We start from the raw sequence: 18,077 nt of genomic DNA, 5'->3' as shown, positions 1-18,077 counted from the left end.
GCTCTCCGGCGTTGGTGGTATCACCGAAAGCGACATCACGCTGGCAGCTGCATCCAATGCGCCGATCCTTGGCTTCAACGTGCGTGCGAACAAGCAGGCTCGCGAAGCTGCGTCTCGCGACGGTATCGAGATCCGTTACTACAACGTGATCTACGATCTGGTTGACGACATCAAGGCGGCCATGTCCGGCCTGTTGTCTCCGGAACGCCGCGAAACCTTCCTCGGCAATGCGGAGATCAAGGAAATCTTCCACATCTCCAAGGTCGGCAAGGTGGCAGGCTGTCTGGTTACCGAAGGCATCGTGGAGCGTGGCGCCAATGTTCGGCTTATCCGCGACGACGTGGTTATCCACGAAGGCGAGCTGGGTACGCTCAAGCGCTTCAAGGACGAAGTCAAAACGGTCGAATCCGGTCAGGAATGCGGCATGAACTTCGTCAAGTATCAGGATATGCGTCCGGGCGACATCATCGAATGTTTCCGCGTAGAGCAGATCGCAAGATCGCTCTAGGCGCCGGACCGGCATTTCAGACAATTGCGCCGGCGCAGTTCTTATGGAACGCGCCGGCGCCCTTGTATTTTGGGTCTCATTTGAAGACCCGGATAGGACCAAAATGGCTAAACAACACGGACAGGACAGCCGTGGCCCTTCCCAACGCCAGCTGCGCGTTGGCGAAACGGTGCGCAAGGAGCTGTCCGATATTCTGACACGCGGCAGGTTCTCCGATCCGGATCTGGACGGCGTCATCGTCACCATTCCCGAAGTGCGCATGACGCCGGATCTGCGTCTGGCGACTTGCCTTGTCATGCCGCTTGGCGGTGTGAACGCGGAAAAGGTCGAAAAGGCCCTCAACCGGAGCGCAAAATATCTGCGGGGGCAGATCTCTCGCAGGTTGACTATGAAATACATGCCGGACCTGCGATTTGTGCTCGACACCCGCTTTGACGACGACGATCGTATTGGCACGCTGTTGCACACTCCGGAAGTCTCCAGGGATCTGGATACGGACGACGAAGCTAACGACTGATATTTGAGAGTTTGACGTCGACGCCGCTTTGTTATCCCGGTTCATAAGAAGAACAAAACCGGGTTCAGTAATCTCAAACGTTGGGTGACAGCCTTGTGCAGCGGCCACAGCCGGGGTGCACTGGGTCCGACCTTTGAGGGGGCGACAAGTGGTTGTTGAAAGGTTCCGGCTCAAAGTCTCCTGGATATTTGAACAAAATCATGGCGCGGCAAAAACAGTTCAAACGCAAGAAGAACACCATCAACGGCTGGCTGGTTCTGGATAAGCCCTACGGCATTACGTCGAACGAAGCACTCGGCAAGATCAAGCGTATTTTCTCGCCGCTGAAAGTCGGCCATGCGGGAACGCTGGATCCCAGAGCTTCCGGATTGCTGCCGGTGGCTTTTGGGGAAGCCACCAAAACCGTTCCGTTCGTGATGGACGGTCGCAAGGTTTACCGGTTTGAGGTCACCTGGGGCACTGAAACCAACACCGACGACACGGAAGGCGAGGTTATCGCGACGTCCGATGTTCGTCCTGCTGCGGATGCCATCAAGGGTGTGCTGGGAGAATTTGTCGGAACCATCATGCAGGTGCCGCCGAAATTCTCCGCGATCAAGGTCGGCGGAGAACGCGCCTACGATCTTGCCCGCGACGGTGAGGACGTGGAACTGGCGGCTCGGCCGATCGACGTTCACCGGCTTGATCTTGTCGAGTGTCCGGATGAAAACCGTGCTGTTTTCGAAGCTGAATGCGGCAAGGGCACCTATGTTCGGGCGCTGGCGCGCGACCTTGGCCGCCGTTTGGGAACCTGTGGCCATGTCACCGAGCTGCGCCGACTGCTCGTCGGCCCGTTTGCCGAAGACGACCTGATTGCTCTGGACGAACTTCTGGACGCGGCGGAAGAGCTGGAAGAAGGCGAAGGGATCGACGCCCTGGTGGAGGAATTCGTCCTGCCTGTACGGGATGCGATGGATGAACTGGTCGAGGTTCCGGTATCCGATGATGATGCTGCCAAGATCCGCAAGGGAATGGCCGTTCTTCTGCGCGGCCGCGACGCGCCGCTCAACACCGAAATTGCCTTTGCAAGCTACGCCAATGTGCCGGTCGCGATCGGTTCTATCGAAAAAGGCCGGTTCCAACCAAGCAGGGTGTTTCATCTTTGAATTGTGATGTGCCGGAAGACCCAAAGATTCTACTGGCCTTTTTCCCGGTTTTCTGCCATATACCGCCGCCATTGGGTAAGTCAGCCCAATTCGTCCGAAGAGACCCTTTGCTGAACGACATCTCGGCTCTGGAGACCTTTGGATCAGGCCGGTTCTCCGGCATGTCAACGCGCCAGGTTTACTGGCCACCACTCTTCGAAAGGAAAGAGCGATGTCGATTACTGTAGAGCGCAAAGCTGAGCTCATTAAAGAATTCGCGACCAAAGAAGGCGACACCGGGTCTCCGGAAGTCCAGGTTGCGATCCTCACTGAGCGGATCAACAACCTGACTGAACACTTCAAGGGTCACGGCAAGGACAATCATTCCCGTCGCGGTCTTCTGAAGATGGTTGCGCAGCGCCGGTCCCTTCTGGACTACACGCGCGGCAAAAGCGAAGAGCGTTACAAGTCGCTGATCGAGCGTCTTGGTATCCGCCGCTAAGGTCGGTAACAAAAATTACGCGGTGGGCAAGATGCCTGCCGCGTTTTTTCTAGGGCGAATTTCGCCGAAAACGCAGATCGGATCTGATGTGTGGTTCGGCAGCGCTCTTGAGTGTTTCAATATCAATGGGAACACTCTATAGAAACCTCGTGACATGTCATGGGGCAGGATTGCCGGCTCCTTTCTTTCAAAGGCTGAAAGCAGCTCGTTGTCTTGCCCGTGACCTGTCAACCGGTAACCGGCCCATCCGGGGCCGACCGGGAATGTGTTCGTCCCACAAGGCTGTACCGAATGCAGCGGGACGCGCAAATCTGTAAGGAATGATGATGTTTGATATTCATCGTGTAGAAGTCGAGTGGGGCGGACGTCCGCTCATTCTCGAAACGGGCAAGGTCGCCCGTCAGGCCGACGGCGCAGTTATGGCGACTTACGGCGAAACCAAGGTTCTGGCGACAGTCGTGTCTGCCAAGGAACCGAGACCGGGCCAGGATTTTTTCCCGCTCACCGTGAACTACCAGGAAAAGGCGTTTGCCGCCGGTAAGATCCCGGGTGGCTACTTCAAGCGTGAAGGCCGTCCGTCCGAGCATGAGACCCTGACCTCCCGCCTGATCGACCGTCCGATCCGTCCGCTGTTCGCAGACGGTTACAAGAACGACACGCAGGTCGTGATCACTGTTCTGTCCCACGACATGGAAAACGCACCGGACATCCTGGCAATGGTTGCAGCTTCTGCTGCCCTGACCCTTTCCGGTGTTCCGTTCATGGGTCCGATCGGTGGCGCACGCGTTGGTTACATCAACGGCGAATATGTTCTGAACCCGCTGGTTGACGACATGCCAGAATCCGCTCTGGATCTGGTTGTTGCCGGTACCAACGACGCCGTTCTGATGGTGGAATCGGAAGCCAAGGAACTGGACGAAGACACCATGCTCGGCGCGGTGATGTTCGGCCACAAGGGTTTCCAGACGGTCATCGACGCAATCATCAAGCTGGCGGAAACCGCTGCGAAAGAGCCTCGTGAACTGTCCATTCCGGACCATTCCGCTCTGTTCGATCAGGTCAAGTCACTTGCCGCAGAAGAACTGACTGCAGCTTACAAGATCACTTCCAAGACCGACCGCAAGAATGCTGTTGACGCCGCCAAGGCAAAGGTCGTGGAAGCCCTGATCACCAACGCTGCCGAAGGTGAAGCACCGGAAGCGACCGTTCTTGGTGAACAGTTCAAGAAGCTGGAAGCCGAAATCGTTCGCGGTGCAATTCTCGACACCGGTCACCGCATTGACGGTCGCGACCTGTCGACCGTCCGCGCGATTTCCTCCGAAGTCGGCATCCTGCCGCGCGCGCACGGATCTTCACTGTTCACCCGCGGTGAAACCCAGGGTCTCGTAGTTGCGACCCTCGGTACCGGTGAAGACGAGCAGTTCATCGATCTTCTGGAAGGCACTGTGAAGTCTCACTTCATGCTGCACTATAACTTCCCGCCTTACTCCGTCGGCGAAACCGGTCGCATGGGCTCTCCGGGGCGTCGCGAGATCGGTCACGGCAAGCTGGCTTGGCGTGCAATCAACCCGATGCTGCCGCAGCACCACGAGTTCCCGTACACGCTGCGTGTCGTTTCCGAGATCACCGAATCCAACGGTTCGTCTTCTATGGCAACCGTTTGCGGCACCTCTTTGGCGCTGATGGATGCCGGTGTGCCGTTGAAGGCACCTGTTGCCGGTATTGCCATGGGCTTGATCAAGGAAGGCGAGCGCTTCGCGGTCCTCTCCGACATCCTCGGTGACGAAGACCACCTCGGCGATATGGACTTCAAGGTTGCCGGTTCTGAAAACGGCATCACCTCTCTGCAGATGGACATCAAGATCGACGGTATCACCGAAGAGATCATGAAAGTTGCTCTGGGGCAGGCGAAAGACGGCCGTATTCACATTCTCGGTGAAATGGCTAACGCCATCACCGAGGCCCGCTCCGAGCTTGGTGAACACGCACCGCGCATCGAAATGATGAAAATTCCGGTCGACAAGATCCGTGAAGTCATCGGTTCGGGTGGTAAGGTTATCCGCGAAATCGTCGAAAAGACCGGCGCGAAGGTCAATATCGAGGACGACGGTACCGTCAAGATAGCGTCTTCCGACGGCAAGGCGATCAAGGCCGCTGTCAACTGGATCAACTCCATTGCGGCCGAGCCGGAAGTGGGCGTGATCTACGAAGGCACCGTTGTGAAATGTGTCGACTTCGGTGCATTCGTAAACTTCTTCGGTGCGAAGGATGGTCTGGTTCACATTTCCCAGCTGGCTCCGAAGAAAGTTGCCAAGGTCACGGATGTGGTCAAGGAAGGCGACAAGGTCTGGGTCAAGCTCATGGGCTTTGATGAGCGCGGTAAGGTGCGCCTGTCCATGAAGGTCGTCGACCAGGAAACCGGTCAGGAAATTCCAAGAGACAACGCTGCCGAGTAAGCCGTTGCCTGTTTGAAAAGAAGCGCGCGGGGATGAAAATCCCCGCGCGTTTTTCTTTGAAAAAAGATCAGCCGGCTCTTTGCGCCAATTCGCTTGCGTAAGGCTTGTTGGCGACATATTCGCGGAAGTCCCGCGCCGGCATTGGCTTGCCGAGATAAAACCCTTGTATCAACCGGCACCCGAGGTCGGCCAGGACGTCGCACTGCTGGCGTGATTCTGCGCCTTCACCGACAACTTCTATATCCAGCTTCGATGCCATGGAGATGATCGCTTCCACCAGCGCATGGTCATCCTTGTCGCTTTCCAGATCCATGATGAATGACCGGTCGATCTTCAGGATATCGATCGGCAACCGTTTGAGATAGCTGAGCGACGAGTATCCGGTTCCGAAATCGTCCAGCGAGATCCGCACGCCGAGGCTCTTGATTGCGTTCAAAAGAGCAACCGGATCGATCCGGCTATCATCGAACATCACGCTTTCCGTCATTTCAAAACGCAGATTGCCCGGCTGCATTGCTGTTTCATCAAGAATGGCCTTGATGGAGCTGATGAAACCATCTTCGCGGCATTGGCGCGGCGAGATGTTGACGCCCATGCTGTTGACATCCAAGCCTTCTGCGAGACAAGCCATGTGGAATTGACAGGCTTTGCGCAAAACTTGCTTGCCGAGCGGCACGATGAGACCGGATTCCTCGGCAATCGGGATAAACTCGCTCGGCGGAACCTGCCCGAGTTCCGGATCGTTCCAGCGCGCCAGCGCCTCGCAACCGGCGATATTTCCAGTCTGATAATCGATGATCGGCTGATAATGGATATCGATCTCTTCCCGTTCGATAGCCTTGCGAAGGGCAGTTTCGAGACGAAGCATGCGTGTGGTGCGCTCGTTCATCTGTCTTGAGAAAAACCGGAACCGGTTGCCGCCATCCGATTTGGCCTGGTACATCGCCGCATCCGCTTGCCGCATCAGGCCATCCTGATCCTGCCCGTCATAGGGATAAACCGTGATACCGATACTGGCGGTCAGGAAAAAATCCCTGCCATCTTCAACGTCAATTTTCCTGGCAACTGCTTCCAGGATCGCCAGTGCCTTGTGCTCGATCTCCCATTCGTCTTCGCAGCCCGGTAAAATGACTGCAAATTCGTCACCGCCCAATCTTGAGACGGTTTCGTTGCCTTCAGTTGCAGCGTCAATCCTCGCCCCGAGAACCTTGATGATCTCATCGCCGAAGCCGTGGCCGAACGTGTCGTTTATGGCTTTGAAACGGTCCATATCGACCATCAGGAGGGCGGCCATGTTGCCACTGCGTTGGGCTTGGGCCACAGCTTGGCTTAAGCGATCCAGGAAGAGGTTACGGTTCGGAAGTTTGGTGAGCAGGTCATAGTTGGACTGAAGCTCGATCAGTTTTTCCTGCTCTTTGCGATCCGAGATATCAAGCACGGTTACATAGATCGATGGTTGATCGTTCCAGGTGGTCAGACGCACATGTTGCTCCAGCCAGACCGTCCCGCCAGCCTTGCTTAATCCCTGAACTTCGTAAACGGCCGGCACAACCTCGCCACGTTTTCTGAGTTCATGGTAGTTCATCAGTCTATCCCGCTCGAACGGGGCGTAGATTTTCCAGAGCGATTGGCCGATCAGTTCTTCCGGATGTTCGACAGGGTAATCCAGCATCTCCATCATGGCGTGGTTCGCATAAACGATCGTACCTCCCTTGTGCACGACAACGCCCTGGAGTGAGTCGTCGATAAGTTCCCTGAATTGCGCGTTGGTTTTGTGAACCGACTCGAATGCTTCTTCAAACAGCGAACCGAGCTGATTGAACTCCGTGATCCGACCGGGCCGATATTCTTCAAGGGTACCCCGGTTACGTCGTGCAGTTGCGTATTTGACAAGCGAAGACAGAGATGGGGCCGTGAAGCGGTTCAGGATCAGAACAGCGACAAGGGAGGCGAGGGTGACGTAAATCAGGAAAGGAACAAAAAACTCCAGATACGTTGCCTGGGTGTTTTTGACGATTTCACTCGGTTCGTCGGTATAGACGTAGATGGGGTGGTGGTGCTCGTCGACATAAAGAACGGACTTTGTGTAAAGGTGCCCGCGTTGAAGCAGGTGGTTTGTCTCGGAAAGAAAGCCAATTACCTTTGCGAAATTTGCCGGATTGCTCAGGTCGCCGGTACTGGCCAGATTTTCGTCCTCGTGAACGATTGCAACGCTGCTGACCCCGAGCGTGTCCGTGAGCGTCTCAAGCAGTGAAGGTGAATTGTTCAGGACGGTGCCACCAACCAGTTTAGCAACAATCTGCCCGCTGTCCGGATTGGTGATTGGAATGGCAATCACTGCGGCCAGCGTCATCGGCGACGTCGATTTGTCGTCGTAAAACTGCCAGACGTCAGATGGGATAGTCGCCAGCAAATCGTCGGGAAAGACGGTTGCAACGTCAAAATGCGCGAGACTTGCATCCAGCCAACCAGGGTGATGCTCCGCATTCAGGATCAGAATATCGGGTTGCGGACCGGAGGGATTGTTGCCGAGATGCCCTAAAATGCGGCCTGCTTCCTGTTCGTTTTGCATCTCTATGGCATCGATCAGGTTCTTGTCTGCTGACGCAGTGCGGAGCTGGTTTTCAATCTGTCTCAGGTGCGTTTCGAACACGAGGCCCGCAAGTGCGTTTTCTTTCTGCGTTTGCCGTTCGATTTCCATTTCCGCCAAGGAGAGACTGCCGAGATAGGTGATGCCGAACAAGGCAACAGCCGTGACAATCAGACCCACGAAAAACAGGCCCAAAACAATGCGGCTGTATTTAACGCCCGTGGCTTTCGTCATGTTGCGTGTCGGAATGTTTGTGCCTCGAGTATTTTCTATGCTGCGCTGAGTCCGCCGAACTCACAAGCTTAAAGCCTGGAATACTGGCAGATCACGCATTCCCGTTCTGTTGGGTTTGAACTGAACATTTATAAATTCAGTCAAAGGTTGTAGTTTCAGCTTTTCCTCTACCAGTAAGGGAATAGTTTAGTGGTGGATTATTTATTTCAGATTTGATGATGAGATTAGATTATCTGAAGGTAATTAAAAAAGGTCAAAATAATTCGGTTGAAGAAAAGTATGTATACGCGGCGGCATCAAGCAGTTTCATAAACTAAGGTCTGCATTTCGATTTACATGAGCAGGTAATCTTTTTCAAACCGGGTAAGATCTGAAACCTGATTCCGAACAGACATAAGACGCTGTATTGAAAGGATCGGCAGCCGCACGATATTGAAACCCAATTCCCTCTATCTGCCGTTTGCCTCCTACAGTGAAACTGCTATACCCCCACCGACAAGACAGTGAGAGGATGGACATGAGTCAGATGCGCTTGGTTGTCGTTGGAGCCGGCGGCAGGATGGGCCGGGCGCTGACACGCGCTGTAGTTGAAACTGCCGGAGCTGAGGTTGTGGCCGCCGTCGAGCGGGAAGGTGCAGAAAGTCTCGGTCAGGATGTGGGAGAACTCGCCGGAACGGGTGCCCTGGGCGTTGCCGTAACAGACGATCCGTTGACGGCTTTCGCGAAAGCGGACGGTGTTCTGGATTTCACCGCCCCGACAGCCAGCCTGTGGTTTGCCGAACTTGCAGCGCAGGCACGTATCGTTCATGTCATCGGAACAACCGGCTGGGCCGACGGCGAAGATGCGCCATTGAAGGCTGCAGCCCGTCACGCGCGGATCATCAAGTCGGGTAACATGAGCCTGGGTGTGAACCTGCTGGCCGCCCTGGTGCGCAAGGCTGCCGCCGCTCTGGATACCGATTTTGATATCGAAGTTCTGGAAATGCATCACAAGCACAAGGTCGACGCTCCTTCGGGAACAGCACTGCTGCTCGGAGAAGCTGCTGCCGAAGGGCGCGGCATTGATTTGGGCGATCATTCGGTTCGCTCCCGTGATGGCATCATGGATCCCAGGAAAACCGGTGATATCGGCTTCGCCACCTTGAGAGGAGGTTCCGTCATCGGTGAACATTCAGTGATCTTTGCCGGAGAAGGCGAGCGGATCGAACTGACACACCGGGCGGAAGACCGGCAGCTGTTCGCTCGCGGTGCCGTCAAGGCCGCTCTATGGGGCTTCGACCAGAAGCCCGGATTCTATTCGATGGCCGACGTTCTCGGCCTGGACAACTAATATTGCGTAGCTTGGTTTAAGGAGATTGGCATGGACCGCCTTCTTGTGCTCGTGCGACACGGGCAAAGTGACTGGAATTTGAAAAACCTGTTTACAGGCTGGAAAGACCCGGACCTGACGGAACAGGGCGTGGCGGAAGCGCATAAGGCGGGCGAGCAGATGCGCGATCTGAAGCTCACGTTTGACCTTGCATTTACTTCTGACCTGTCCCGCGCCCAGAAGACGCTCGACATCATTCTGGAGGAGCTGGGGCAGACCGGATTGGAAACCATCAAGGACCAGGCTCTGAACGAGCGCGACTATGGCGACCTGACCGGAATGAACAAGGACGAGGCCCGCGAAAAATTCGGAGAGGAGCAGGTGCATATCTGGCGTCGCTCCTATGACGTTCCGCCTCCCGGCGGAGAAAGCCTCAAGATGACGGCAGAACGTGTTCTGCCCTACTACAAGGCCGAGATCCTGCCGAAGGTCCTTTCAGGCAAGCGCACGATCGTTGCAGCGCACGGCAATTCGCTGCGTTCTCTCATAATGGAACTGGAAAATCTGAGCCCGGAACAGATCCTGAAGCGTGAACTTGGAACCGGTACGCCGATCATCTACCGTCTCGATGAAAACGGTGGCGTGTTGAGCGTCCAGGACCTGGCTGACTGAGCGTTCTCGCGTCAAGTCATGAAAAAGGCGGCCGGTGAGCCGCCTTTTTTGATGTTTAGACTTCAAAACCGCTTTGTGTCGCAACGTTCTTGAGAGGTCGCTCCGGACGTGCACCCACATGCCCGATCACATTCGCCGCACACACGCATCCCAGTTCTGCGGCGTCTGCAAGCTTGTAGTCGCGGGCCAGGCCAAACAGGAAGCCAGACGCGAACAGATCGCCTGCACCGGTCAGATCAACAACATTGTCAACCGTTTGAGCGGCAACCTTGACCGTTTCGTTCCTGCTGATGGCCATGGCGCCTTCCGCGCCAAGGGTCAGAGCTGTCAGCGCGTCGGTTTCCTTGGCAGCTGCAATGGCAGTTTCAATGTCGCCGGTCTGGTAGAGCGCCTTCAGCTCGTGCTCGTTGGCAAACAGAAGATCCACCACCTTGTCCGACATCAGCGACAGGAATTCACTGCGATACCGGTCGACGCAGAACGAATCCGACAGGGTCAACGCAACCTTGCGGCCGTTCTGGTGAGCGATTTCAGCCGCCTTCAAAAACGCCTTTTTGGCTTCTTCGGGGTCCCAGAGGTAGCCTTCCATATAAGTGACAGCGGATGCGGCGACCACGCTCTCGTCCACGTCGCCCGGACCGAATTCCGTGCAGGCGCCAAGATAGGTATTCATGGTGCGTTCGCCGTCGGGCGTAATCAGGATCATCGACCGGGCGGTCGGTTTGGAATCGCGCAGACGAGGCGTGTTGAAATAGACACCCGTGCCATTCATGTCGTGATAGTAACTGTCGCCCAATTCATCTTCGGCTATCTTGCCGAAATAGGCCGGCTTGCCACCGAGAGAGGCGATCCCGGCAGCGGTATTCCCCGCACTGCCGCCGGAAATCCGGACGGTCTGTCCCATTTTATCGAAAAGCCGTACCGCCTCGTCCGTGTCGATCAGGCGCATGGAGCCTTTGACAAGGCTTTCCTGCTGCAGGAAGTCTTCCTCCACATGCCCAAAGACATCGCAAATGGCGTTCCCGATGCACAACGCATCAAATCTTGTTTCGGTCATTAAGTCCTCTGAAATCGTCCGCGTGCGCAGCGTTTAGGAGTTTGGATTGGGTCTGAGTGCCCGGTTGGCTTCCGGTTCCTTAATTTTCTCCCGGAAGGGGCTTGCCCTGTAAACGCCGAGAATATTGAGTTCGGCGCAGAAAAATGCCAGTTCCTCAAGCGCAAGAGCAACGGAGGGATCCTCCGGATGGCCCTCTACGTCTGCATAGAACATGGACGCGAAAAACTGGCCTTCCAATTGATAGGATTCCAGCTTTGTCATGTTGACGCCGTTGGTGGCAAAGCCGCCAAGCGCCTTGTAAAGGGCAGCCGGCACGTTGCGAACCCTGAAAATGAAAGTTGTGATGACAGGTTGGCCGTTGTGGGCGGCTTCCAGCTTGTCACGTGAAAGAATGACGAACCGGGTCGTATTGTGGGCTTCATCTTCAACATCCCGGCGCAGAATATCCAGATTGTAGATTTCCGCGGCCATTTCCGGAGCGAGCGCTGCGATTGTGGGATCGTTCCATTCCGCGACCTGGCGGGCAGAACCGGCCGTATCGCCTCCCACCACCGCGGTCAGCTCCAGCTCGCGGATCACATTCCGGCACTGGCCGAGCGCATGAATATGGCTCTGCACCTTCTCCAGGCCATCCAGACTTGCCCCTTTGGGGGCCATAAGCTGGAAGCGGATCGGCATGAAATACTCACCGATTATATGCAGGTTCGATTTCGGCAGCAGGTGGTGAATATCCGCAACCCGGCCGGCGACCGAATTCTCGATCGGTATCATTGCAAGATCGGCGCTGCCATCCGCCATGGCGGAAAAGCAGTCCTCGAAGGTCGCGCAGGGAATGGCCTCATAGTCGGGGTAAACACTCCGGCAGGCCATATGGGAATTGGCCCCGGTTTCTCCCTGAAAAACGATTTTCTTTCTGTCAGTCATAATCTTTCCGTTTCAGGCCTCTGGCTCAGGAAACTCGATAGGCCGCCCGGGCGCGTTCGAGATCATCGGGCGTATTCACGTCCATGGGAGCGCTGTCAATAATCGATACGTCTATCCGCATTTCAGCTTCGAGTGCACGCAATTGTTCCAACTTTTCTCGTATTTCAAGCGGTGAGGGCGGCAATTCAACGAATTTTGCCAGCGCTGCGCGTCGATAGGCATAGATTCCGATGTGATGATAAAGTGGTCCGTCACCGCTTGGAGCTGTGGCCCGGGTAAAATAGAGCGCACGGTGGTGACCCTGACCATTCGGAGTTGTGACGGCTTTCACAAAATTGGGATCGTCCCGGAACTCAAATCCCTTGAATTCCGTCATGATAGTGCCGATTGCGACCCCTGGAACCGTGAGGGGAGCGAACGCTGCGCGAATCGCTTCCGGCGCTATAAGCGGCACATCTCCCTGCACATTCAGTATGACGTCGTGTTTTTCGTCGGGGTCAACCAATCCCGCAGCTTCGTAGATCCGGTCGGATCCTGAGGCGTGATCCACCCGTGTCATGATGGCCGTACCACCATGGTCTTGAACGGCCTCGGCAACGTCCTTGTCGTCGCAGGCCACCGCAACCGGGCCGATGTCAGCGTTCTGGGCTTGCTCCAGAACCCGCACAATCATTGGTTTTCCGCAAATATCCAACAGTGGCTTGCGGGGAAGACGGGTTGCTGCAAGGCGCGCCGGAATAATGACAAGTGCAGAAGTCAATCGGGTCTCCATTCAGGCCTGCACGGCCGTCATAAGTGTGAAAAAAACGCTGCCGCGTCCGTTTGTCATATCTCTTGCCCTTTTAAAGCTATGGACAGCAAGGTCAAAAAATTTGTAGGTTCCGGCAAAATTCGAAAAGCTGATAGGGTTCGCGACAATGTTGCGGGCCCGGACGCGTATGAGCTTGGAGCCGGAGAGAATGGATTCCTTTACGCTGAACAAGGCCGCCGGGGCGGTCCTGATGGTGCTTATTTTGACTATGGGTGTTGGGATTGTATCCGACATCATTTTTAAACCGACGATCCCGGGTGAGCCCGGTTACGAAATCGTTCTTGAAGCAGCGCCAGACTCAACGTCAGTGGTTGAGGCGGTTCCGGAAGTCGAGCCGATCTCCGAACGCCTGATCGCGGCATCCGCAACTGCAGGCGAGAGCGTAGCCAAGAAGTGCACCGCATGTCACACTTTCGAAGAGGGAGGCGCAAACAAGGTTGGCCCGGCACTTTGGGACATCGTCGGACGTAAGCCTGGCGGTGTGGACGGTTTCCGGTATTCTTCGGCGATGACTGCATATGGCGGTGAAAATTCCGAGTGGACATACGAAGGCCTGGACCACTTCCTGCAGTCGCCTAAAAAATACATCAACGGTACGTCGATGGGTTTTGCCGGTCTGCGCAAGCCTGAGGACCGTGCGAACATGATTGCTTATCTGCGCGAGCACTCCGGCTCACCGAAACCATTGCCTTCCGAGTAATAGCGGAAGTAGATCTCGACAGTCAGCTTGATCTGACTCAAGGGAAGAATTAAGGCCGGGCCTGGTGCCCGGCCTTATTTATTTGGATTATATCAAAAATTAACGGATTTAACGTTACGTAGTCTGGTTGAAATTTGAATTGGGTCGGTGGAGCCGTATGGGGGCTAATCTGGCGAGGCATTTGTTATTCCGGTTGAACGGAGCGTGGTCTGCATCCATCGTTGCGATCGTTTGCATTCTTGTCGGCGCTGCAATCACGGCACATGTCGGTCAGCTCGTCAGGAACGAACAGGTTTCGCAGCATAAACGGGAGGCGTTCGCCGGACTGTCCGAAACACGTGCGCGTCTCGAGGGCGAATTGAGCCGTACTGTAGCTCATGCGCTGGGGATCAGGGCCTATGTCGCGCAGTTTTACGACAGGCCATTTGACATGGCGGACTACAGTGAGATTGCGACCGATCTACTTGAGGCAAACCCGTCTATCCGATCAATCGGCCTGGCACCGGACAACATTCTTCGCGCGGTTTATCCGTTCGAACCGAACAAGGCTGCAATCGGCCTGAACTACCGGATGAATGCGTCTCAATGGCCGGCAATCCAACAGTCGATGCTGACCAGGGAAGTGATTATTTCCGGTCCGTTGGAGCTGGTTCAGGGCGGAAGAGCGTTACTGATCAGAATCCCGGTATTTCCCGCGACCTATCCCGGCGAGCCGATGATGGAGCGGGCCTATTGGGGAATTGCAACCCTTGTTCTTGATGAAGAACGCTTGATGGCAGCAGCTGGTATCGAAAATGTCGTCAACGGACTTCGGATCGCAGTGGTTGAAAGGAACGCCGACGATCCCGCGAAGAGCAGTATTTTCGGCGACGTTTCAGTTCAAAATCAGGATTTCGTTTCCTTGCCCCTGAATTTGCCCGGAGGCCTCAATTGGGAACTCGAGGGCTACCCGCAAGGTGGCTGGTCAGGTGATGGACGTAATGTCTGGCTTACCCAGATCATTGGCGGTTTGATTTCACTGGCCTTCGGGATCATGGCGTTCCTGCTCATCAGTGAAGTCTACAAGGTGAGATCGCTGGCACTCCGCGATCCTCTGACGGGGCTCGCAAATCGCCGACTGCTCGCCGATCGGATGCAGCAGCTTGCTGCAATGAGCGAACGATCAGGGACGGGATTTGATATTTTTTATGTCGATCTTGATGCCTTCAAGGCCGTTAACGACACCTTTGGTCATGCGGTTGGCGATCAGCTCCTGATCGAGGTTGGCCGAAGATTAAAAACCCAGGTTCGGCAATCCGACACGGTGGCGCGGGTAGGCGGCGATGAATTTATCGTGTTGACGCCGGGCGACATGGAGAGGGACGGAAAACAGGTCTTTCTCACACGTCTATCAGAAAAAACTGGCGGGGTTTTCGAGTGTTCCGGCGCCAGGATCGATGTAAACGCCAGTATTGGCAGCGCAAATTATCCGGCAGATGCTGGATCTGTTGAAGATCTGCTCAAAGTGGCAGATGGGCGCATGTATGCGCAAAAGGACAGAGCCAAGCAAAACATCAAGAATATTTTAGGGGAAGACGTCCCCCAGGCAGGTTAAATTTCTGTCATATCGGCATAGAGCTGGTGACGTTTGGCCAGCTGATCCCTACACTGTATGCAGTGCCCGATTACTTGGGACCGTAAACCGAAAAGGGACGGAGAAGCCGATGGTGCTCAGATGGTGCGCAACAAACGCGACTGCAGCTGGTCTTGTGCTGGCAAGTGCATTGACCTTCACTGGACTGGCGCTCAGTCCGGTTCGCGCGGAAGAGCCACAATGGCAGCACGCTTCAGCCTTGAACGGCACTCCCAAATACGCCTCTGATGTCTCCCATTTCGATTACGTCAATCCGGACGCGCCAAAGGGTGGAACGGTCAGGCTGGCGAGCCGAGGCGGGTTCGATTCGTTCAACATCCTTGCGCAGAAAGGAAGCCTCGCACCCGGCCTTGCCCTTATCTACGAAAACCTGATGGAACCATCGCTCGATGAAGAGGACATCAGTGCGCAGTATGGGGCGCTTGCCGATGGGGTGCGGTTTCCGGACGACTATTCCTGGGTCGAATATCGGTTGAACCCGGACGCGAAGTGGCATGACGGCGAACCTGTCACCGCCGAAGATGTGATCTGGTCCTTCGAGAAGGCGATCGAGCTCGATCCGCAGCGTAAATTTTACTTCCAGAATGTAACGGATACCGAAATCGTCGATGACCGGACCGTCCGCTTCACATTCGACACGGCTGGAAATCGCGAATTGCCCAAAATCATGGGACAGCTGTTCATTTTGCCGAAGCATTGGTGGGAGGGAACCGACGACAAGGGTGAAAAACGCGATATTTCCCGCGCAACGCTGGAGCCTCCGCTCGGTTCGGGTCCCTACAAGATCAAAAGCTTCTCACCCAATCGCAACGTGGTTTATGAGCACGTGGACGATTACTGGGGAAGCGACCTTCCCATCCGGGTCGGCACCAATAATTTCGACGAAATACGCTACATTTCCTTTCTCGATGATTCCGTGCAATTCGAGGCGTTCAAAGGGGATCAGTACGACTATCACGTTGAGCGTAGTTCGAGCCAATGGGCAAAACGATACGACTTTCCGGCGATCAGGGACGGACGTGTTGTAAAGGAGATCTTTCCGGACAACTCTTCGGGTGTCATGCAAGGGTTTTTCCTGAACCTGCGCCGCGACAAGTTCCAGAACCCGGATGTACGCCAGGCCTTGAACTATGCCTATGATTTCGAAACAACAAACGAAATCGTTTCGGCCGGACTTCTGAAGCGCATCGGGTCCTATTTTGCAGGAACCGAACTTGCGTCTTCAGGATTGCCGGAAGGCAAGGAGCTCGAAATCCTGGAAGAGGTTCGTGACCAGGTCCCACCCGAAGTCTTCACCGAGGAATTCAAGAACCCTGTGGGCGGTTCGCAGCAAAATGTCCGTGCCAATCTGCGTGAAGCCGTGAAACTGCTGCGCAAGGCCGGTTACGAACTCAAAGATCGCAAGATGATCGATCCGGCAACCGGCGAGCAATTGACCATCGAATTCCTGTATCGGGACAAGGCCAGCGAGCGGACCCTGCTGCCATATTCCAAGAACCTGGAAAGCATCGGCATCAAACCGGTTCTGCGACTGGTCGATACCTCGCAATATATCAACCGCGTCCGGAGCCGTGATTTCGATGCGACGGTCCTGGCAATCGGCCAGTCGCTGTCACCGGGCAACGAACAGCGTGAATACTGGGGATCGGAAGCCGCCGACAACCCGAGCTCCGCGAATTATGCGGGTATCAAGAACCCCGCGATCGACCATCTGATAGACAAGGTGATTTTCGCTGAGGATCGGGACAGCCTCGTCGCCGCAACCCATGCGCTCGACCGGGTGCTGCTGTGGAACCACTATGTTGTGCCGCAATTCTATTCCGATGAAACCCGGACCGCTCGCTGGAACAGGTTTGCTCATCCGCAAAACATGCCTGAATTCAGCACCGGGTTCCCGACGATCTGGTGGTACGACCGGGAACTGGCGGACAAGACGGGAGCGGCAAAATGAACGCGATGTCAGGTCCCTCCCGACGGCGATTGTTGAAACTGACCGGGGCGGCAGGGCTATCCGCCGCCCTGCCGCTTGTTCCGGTCTCTGCGATCGCTGCGACCGGTACGGCAGTCTCAGGTGCTCGTCACGGCTTGTCCGTTTTCGGTGATCTGAAATACGGCCCGGATTTTACCCATTTCAGCTATGTGAATCCCGATGCACCCAAGGGTGGCAAATTCACGTTCTTTGCTCCGTATTGGTTTTTCAATCAGAATGCTCGCACCTACAACACGTTCAATTCCTTCATCCTGAAGGGCGATGCACCACCGCGAATGGAGCTGTGTTTCGACAGCCTCATGGTCCGTGCCTATGACGAACCGGATGCCATGTACGGCCTTTTGGCCGAGACGGTCGAAATTTCGGAAGACGGCAACACTTATATATTCAATCTGCGCCCGGAAGCCCGGTTCCACGACGGTTCAAAACTGACAGCCGAGGATGTGGCCTTCTCGCTGATGCTGCTGAAAGCGGATGGTCATCCCCAGATCAGCCAGAACCTTCAGGAGTTGCAGGACACGGAGGTTCTGGAAGAGTACCGTGTTGCTGTGCATTTTTCAGGCAACCAGACCCGCCAACTGCCGTTGTTCGTGGCGGATCTGCCGATTTTCTCCAAGCGATATTACACTGCTTACGACTTCAAGCAGAGCACGTTGACAGCCCCCCTGTCCTCCGGCCCTTACAAGGTCGGCAAACATGCGGTCGGCCGATATGTGGAGTATCAGCGGGTGCAGGAGTACTGGGGCAAGGATCTGCCGGTCTGGGCCGGACATAACAATTTCCAGATCATCCGTGTTGATTTTTACAGAGACCTCCAGATTTCCTTCGAAGCCTTCAAGAAAGGCAATATGGAATACAGGGAGGAGTTTTCTTCCAAGACCTGGTCGACGGAGTATAATTTCCCCGCCTTTGAGGAAAAACGTGTCGTTAAGGCGTCGTTTCCGGACGGTCGCCCATCCGGTGCGCAAGGCTGGTTTATCAATACCAGGCTGGAGAAATTCAAGGACCCCCGGGTTCGCCGCGCCTTGAGTTATGCCTTTGATTTCCAGT

General features: G+C 55.3%; 15 protein-coding genes. 11 read left to right on the top strand and 4 right to left on the bottom strand.

The window, feature by feature from the left end; translation table 11 throughout:
• The 5 genes from K5905_RS07970 to pnp all read left to right on the top strand — a co-directional run.
• Positions 1 to 508: EF-Tu/IF-2/RF-3 family GTPase (locus K5905_RS07970; RefSeq protein WP_367186952.1), on the top strand; the 508-nt coding region annotated here is incomplete at its 5' end.
• Between the two features lie 103 nt (positions 509 to 611).
• Positions 612 to 1,025 (top strand): 30S ribosome-binding factor RbfA, encoded by a 414-nt coding sequence (gene rbfA, locus K5905_RS07965; RefSeq protein ID WP_297582268.1) that lies wholly within the window; start codon positions 612 to 614, stop codon positions 1,023 to 1,025.
• A 200-nt stretch (positions 1,026 to 1,225) separates the two neighbouring features.
• Positions 1,226 to 2,170, top strand: coding sequence for a tRNA pseudouridine(55) synthase TruB (gene truB, locus K5905_RS07960; RefSeq protein WP_297582267.1), 945 nt, complete (start codon positions 1,226 to 1,228; stop codon positions 2,168 to 2,170).
• Between the two features lie 211 nt (positions 2,171 to 2,381).
• On the top strand, positions 2,382 to 2,651 hold the full coding sequence (rpsO, locus tag K5905_RS07955) for a 30S ribosomal protein S15 (RefSeq protein ID WP_297582266.1): 270 nt from the start codon (positions 2,382 to 2,384) through the stop codon (positions 2,649 to 2,651).
• A 326-nt stretch (positions 2,652 to 2,977) separates the two neighbouring features.
• Positions 2,978 to 5,107, top strand: coding sequence for a polyribonucleotide nucleotidyltransferase (gene pnp / locus K5905_RS07950; protein ID WP_297582265.1), 2,130 nt, complete (start codon positions 2,978 to 2,980; stop codon positions 5,105 to 5,107).
• Between the two features lie 67 nt (positions 5,108 to 5,174).
• Here the strand turns inward: pnp and K5905_RS07945 are convergent, their stop codons facing one another.
• Positions 5,175 to 7,931: an EAL domain-containing protein gene (locus K5905_RS07945; RefSeq protein ID WP_297582264.1), complete on the bottom strand. Its 2,757-nt coding sequence runs from the start codon at positions 7,929 to 7,931 to the stop codon at positions 5,175 to 5,177.
• Positions 7,932 to 8,448: 517 nt separating this feature from the next.
• On the opposite strand from K5905_RS07945, the gene dapB reads away from it, so the two are divergent.
• Together dapB and K5905_RS07935 are read left to right on the top strand one after the other, a co-directional pair.
• Complete coding sequence (gene dapB / locus K5905_RS07940) at positions 8,449 to 9,261, top strand: 4-hydroxy-tetrahydrodipicolinate reductase (protein WP_297582263.1); 813 nt, start codon at positions 8,449 to 8,451, stop codon at positions 9,259 to 9,261.
• Positions 9,262 to 9,291: 30 nt separating this feature from the next.
• On the top strand, positions 9,292 to 9,912 hold the full coding sequence (locus K5905_RS07935) for a 2,3-bisphosphoglycerate-dependent phosphoglycerate mutase (protein WP_297582262.1): 621 nt from the start codon (positions 9,292 to 9,294) through the stop codon (positions 9,910 to 9,912).
• Between the two features lie 55 nt (positions 9,913 to 9,967).
• Here the strand turns inward: K5905_RS07935 and K5905_RS07930 are convergent, their stop codons facing one another.
• From K5905_RS07930 to K5905_RS07920, 3 genes are read right to left on the bottom strand one after another with little or no spacing between them, the layout of a single operon-like run.
• A complete protein-coding gene (locus K5905_RS07930; RefSeq protein ID WP_297582261.1) occupies positions 9,968 to 10,969 on the bottom strand; it encodes an adenosine kinase in 1,002 nt (333 codons plus the stop codon).
• 33 nt (positions 10,970 to 11,002) lie between these two features.
• Positions 11,003 to 11,893 carry a prephenate dehydratase gene (locus K5905_RS07925; protein ID WP_297582260.1) on the bottom strand — a complete coding sequence of 297 codons (891 nt, stop codon included), beginning with the start codon at positions 11,891 to 11,893 and terminating at the stop codon, positions 11,003 to 11,005.
• 25 nt (positions 11,894 to 11,918) lie between these two features.
• The gene (locus K5905_RS07920; protein WP_297582258.1) at positions 11,919 to 12,653 is read right to left on the bottom strand and encodes a 3-deoxy-manno-octulosonate cytidylyltransferase; all 735 of its coding nucleotides are present in this window, start codon (positions 12,651 to 12,653) and stop codon (positions 11,919 to 11,921) included.
• A 199-nt stretch (positions 12,654 to 12,852) separates the two neighbouring features.
• Between K5905_RS07920 and K5905_RS07915 the strand changes: the two genes are divergently transcribed.
• The 4 genes from K5905_RS07915 to K5905_RS07900 form a co-directional block, all read left to right on the top strand.
• On the top strand, positions 12,853 to 13,404 hold the full coding sequence (locus K5905_RS07915) for a cytochrome c family protein (protein WP_297582256.1): 552 nt from the start codon (positions 12,853 to 12,855) through the stop codon (positions 13,402 to 13,404).
• 157 nt (positions 13,405 to 13,561) lie between these two features.
• On the top strand, positions 13,562 to 14,998 hold the full coding sequence (locus K5905_RS07910) for a diguanylate cyclase (RefSeq protein WP_297582254.1): 1,437 nt from the start codon (positions 13,562 to 13,564) through the stop codon (positions 14,996 to 14,998).
• A gap of 109 nt (positions 14,999 to 15,107) precedes the next feature.
• Entirely contained in the window at positions 15,108 to 16,988 is a 1,881-nt protein-coding gene (locus K5905_RS07905; RefSeq protein WP_297582252.1) for an extracellular solute-binding protein, read from the top strand.
• On the top strand, positions 16,985 to 18,077 hold a 1,093-nt coding region (locus tag K5905_RS07900), incomplete at its 3' end, for an extracellular solute-binding protein (RefSeq protein WP_367186951.1). The genes K5905_RS07905 and K5905_RS07900, both read left to right, overlap by 4 nt.

It is taken from the genome of Roseibium sp. (genome assembly GCF_025698965.1).
Classification (GTDB): Bacteria; Pseudomonadota; Alphaproteobacteria; order Rhizobiales; family Stappiaceae; genus Roseibium.
Note: the sequence above shows the minus strand (reverse complement) of the source record. Positions and strands in the feature narration are given on the sequence as shown.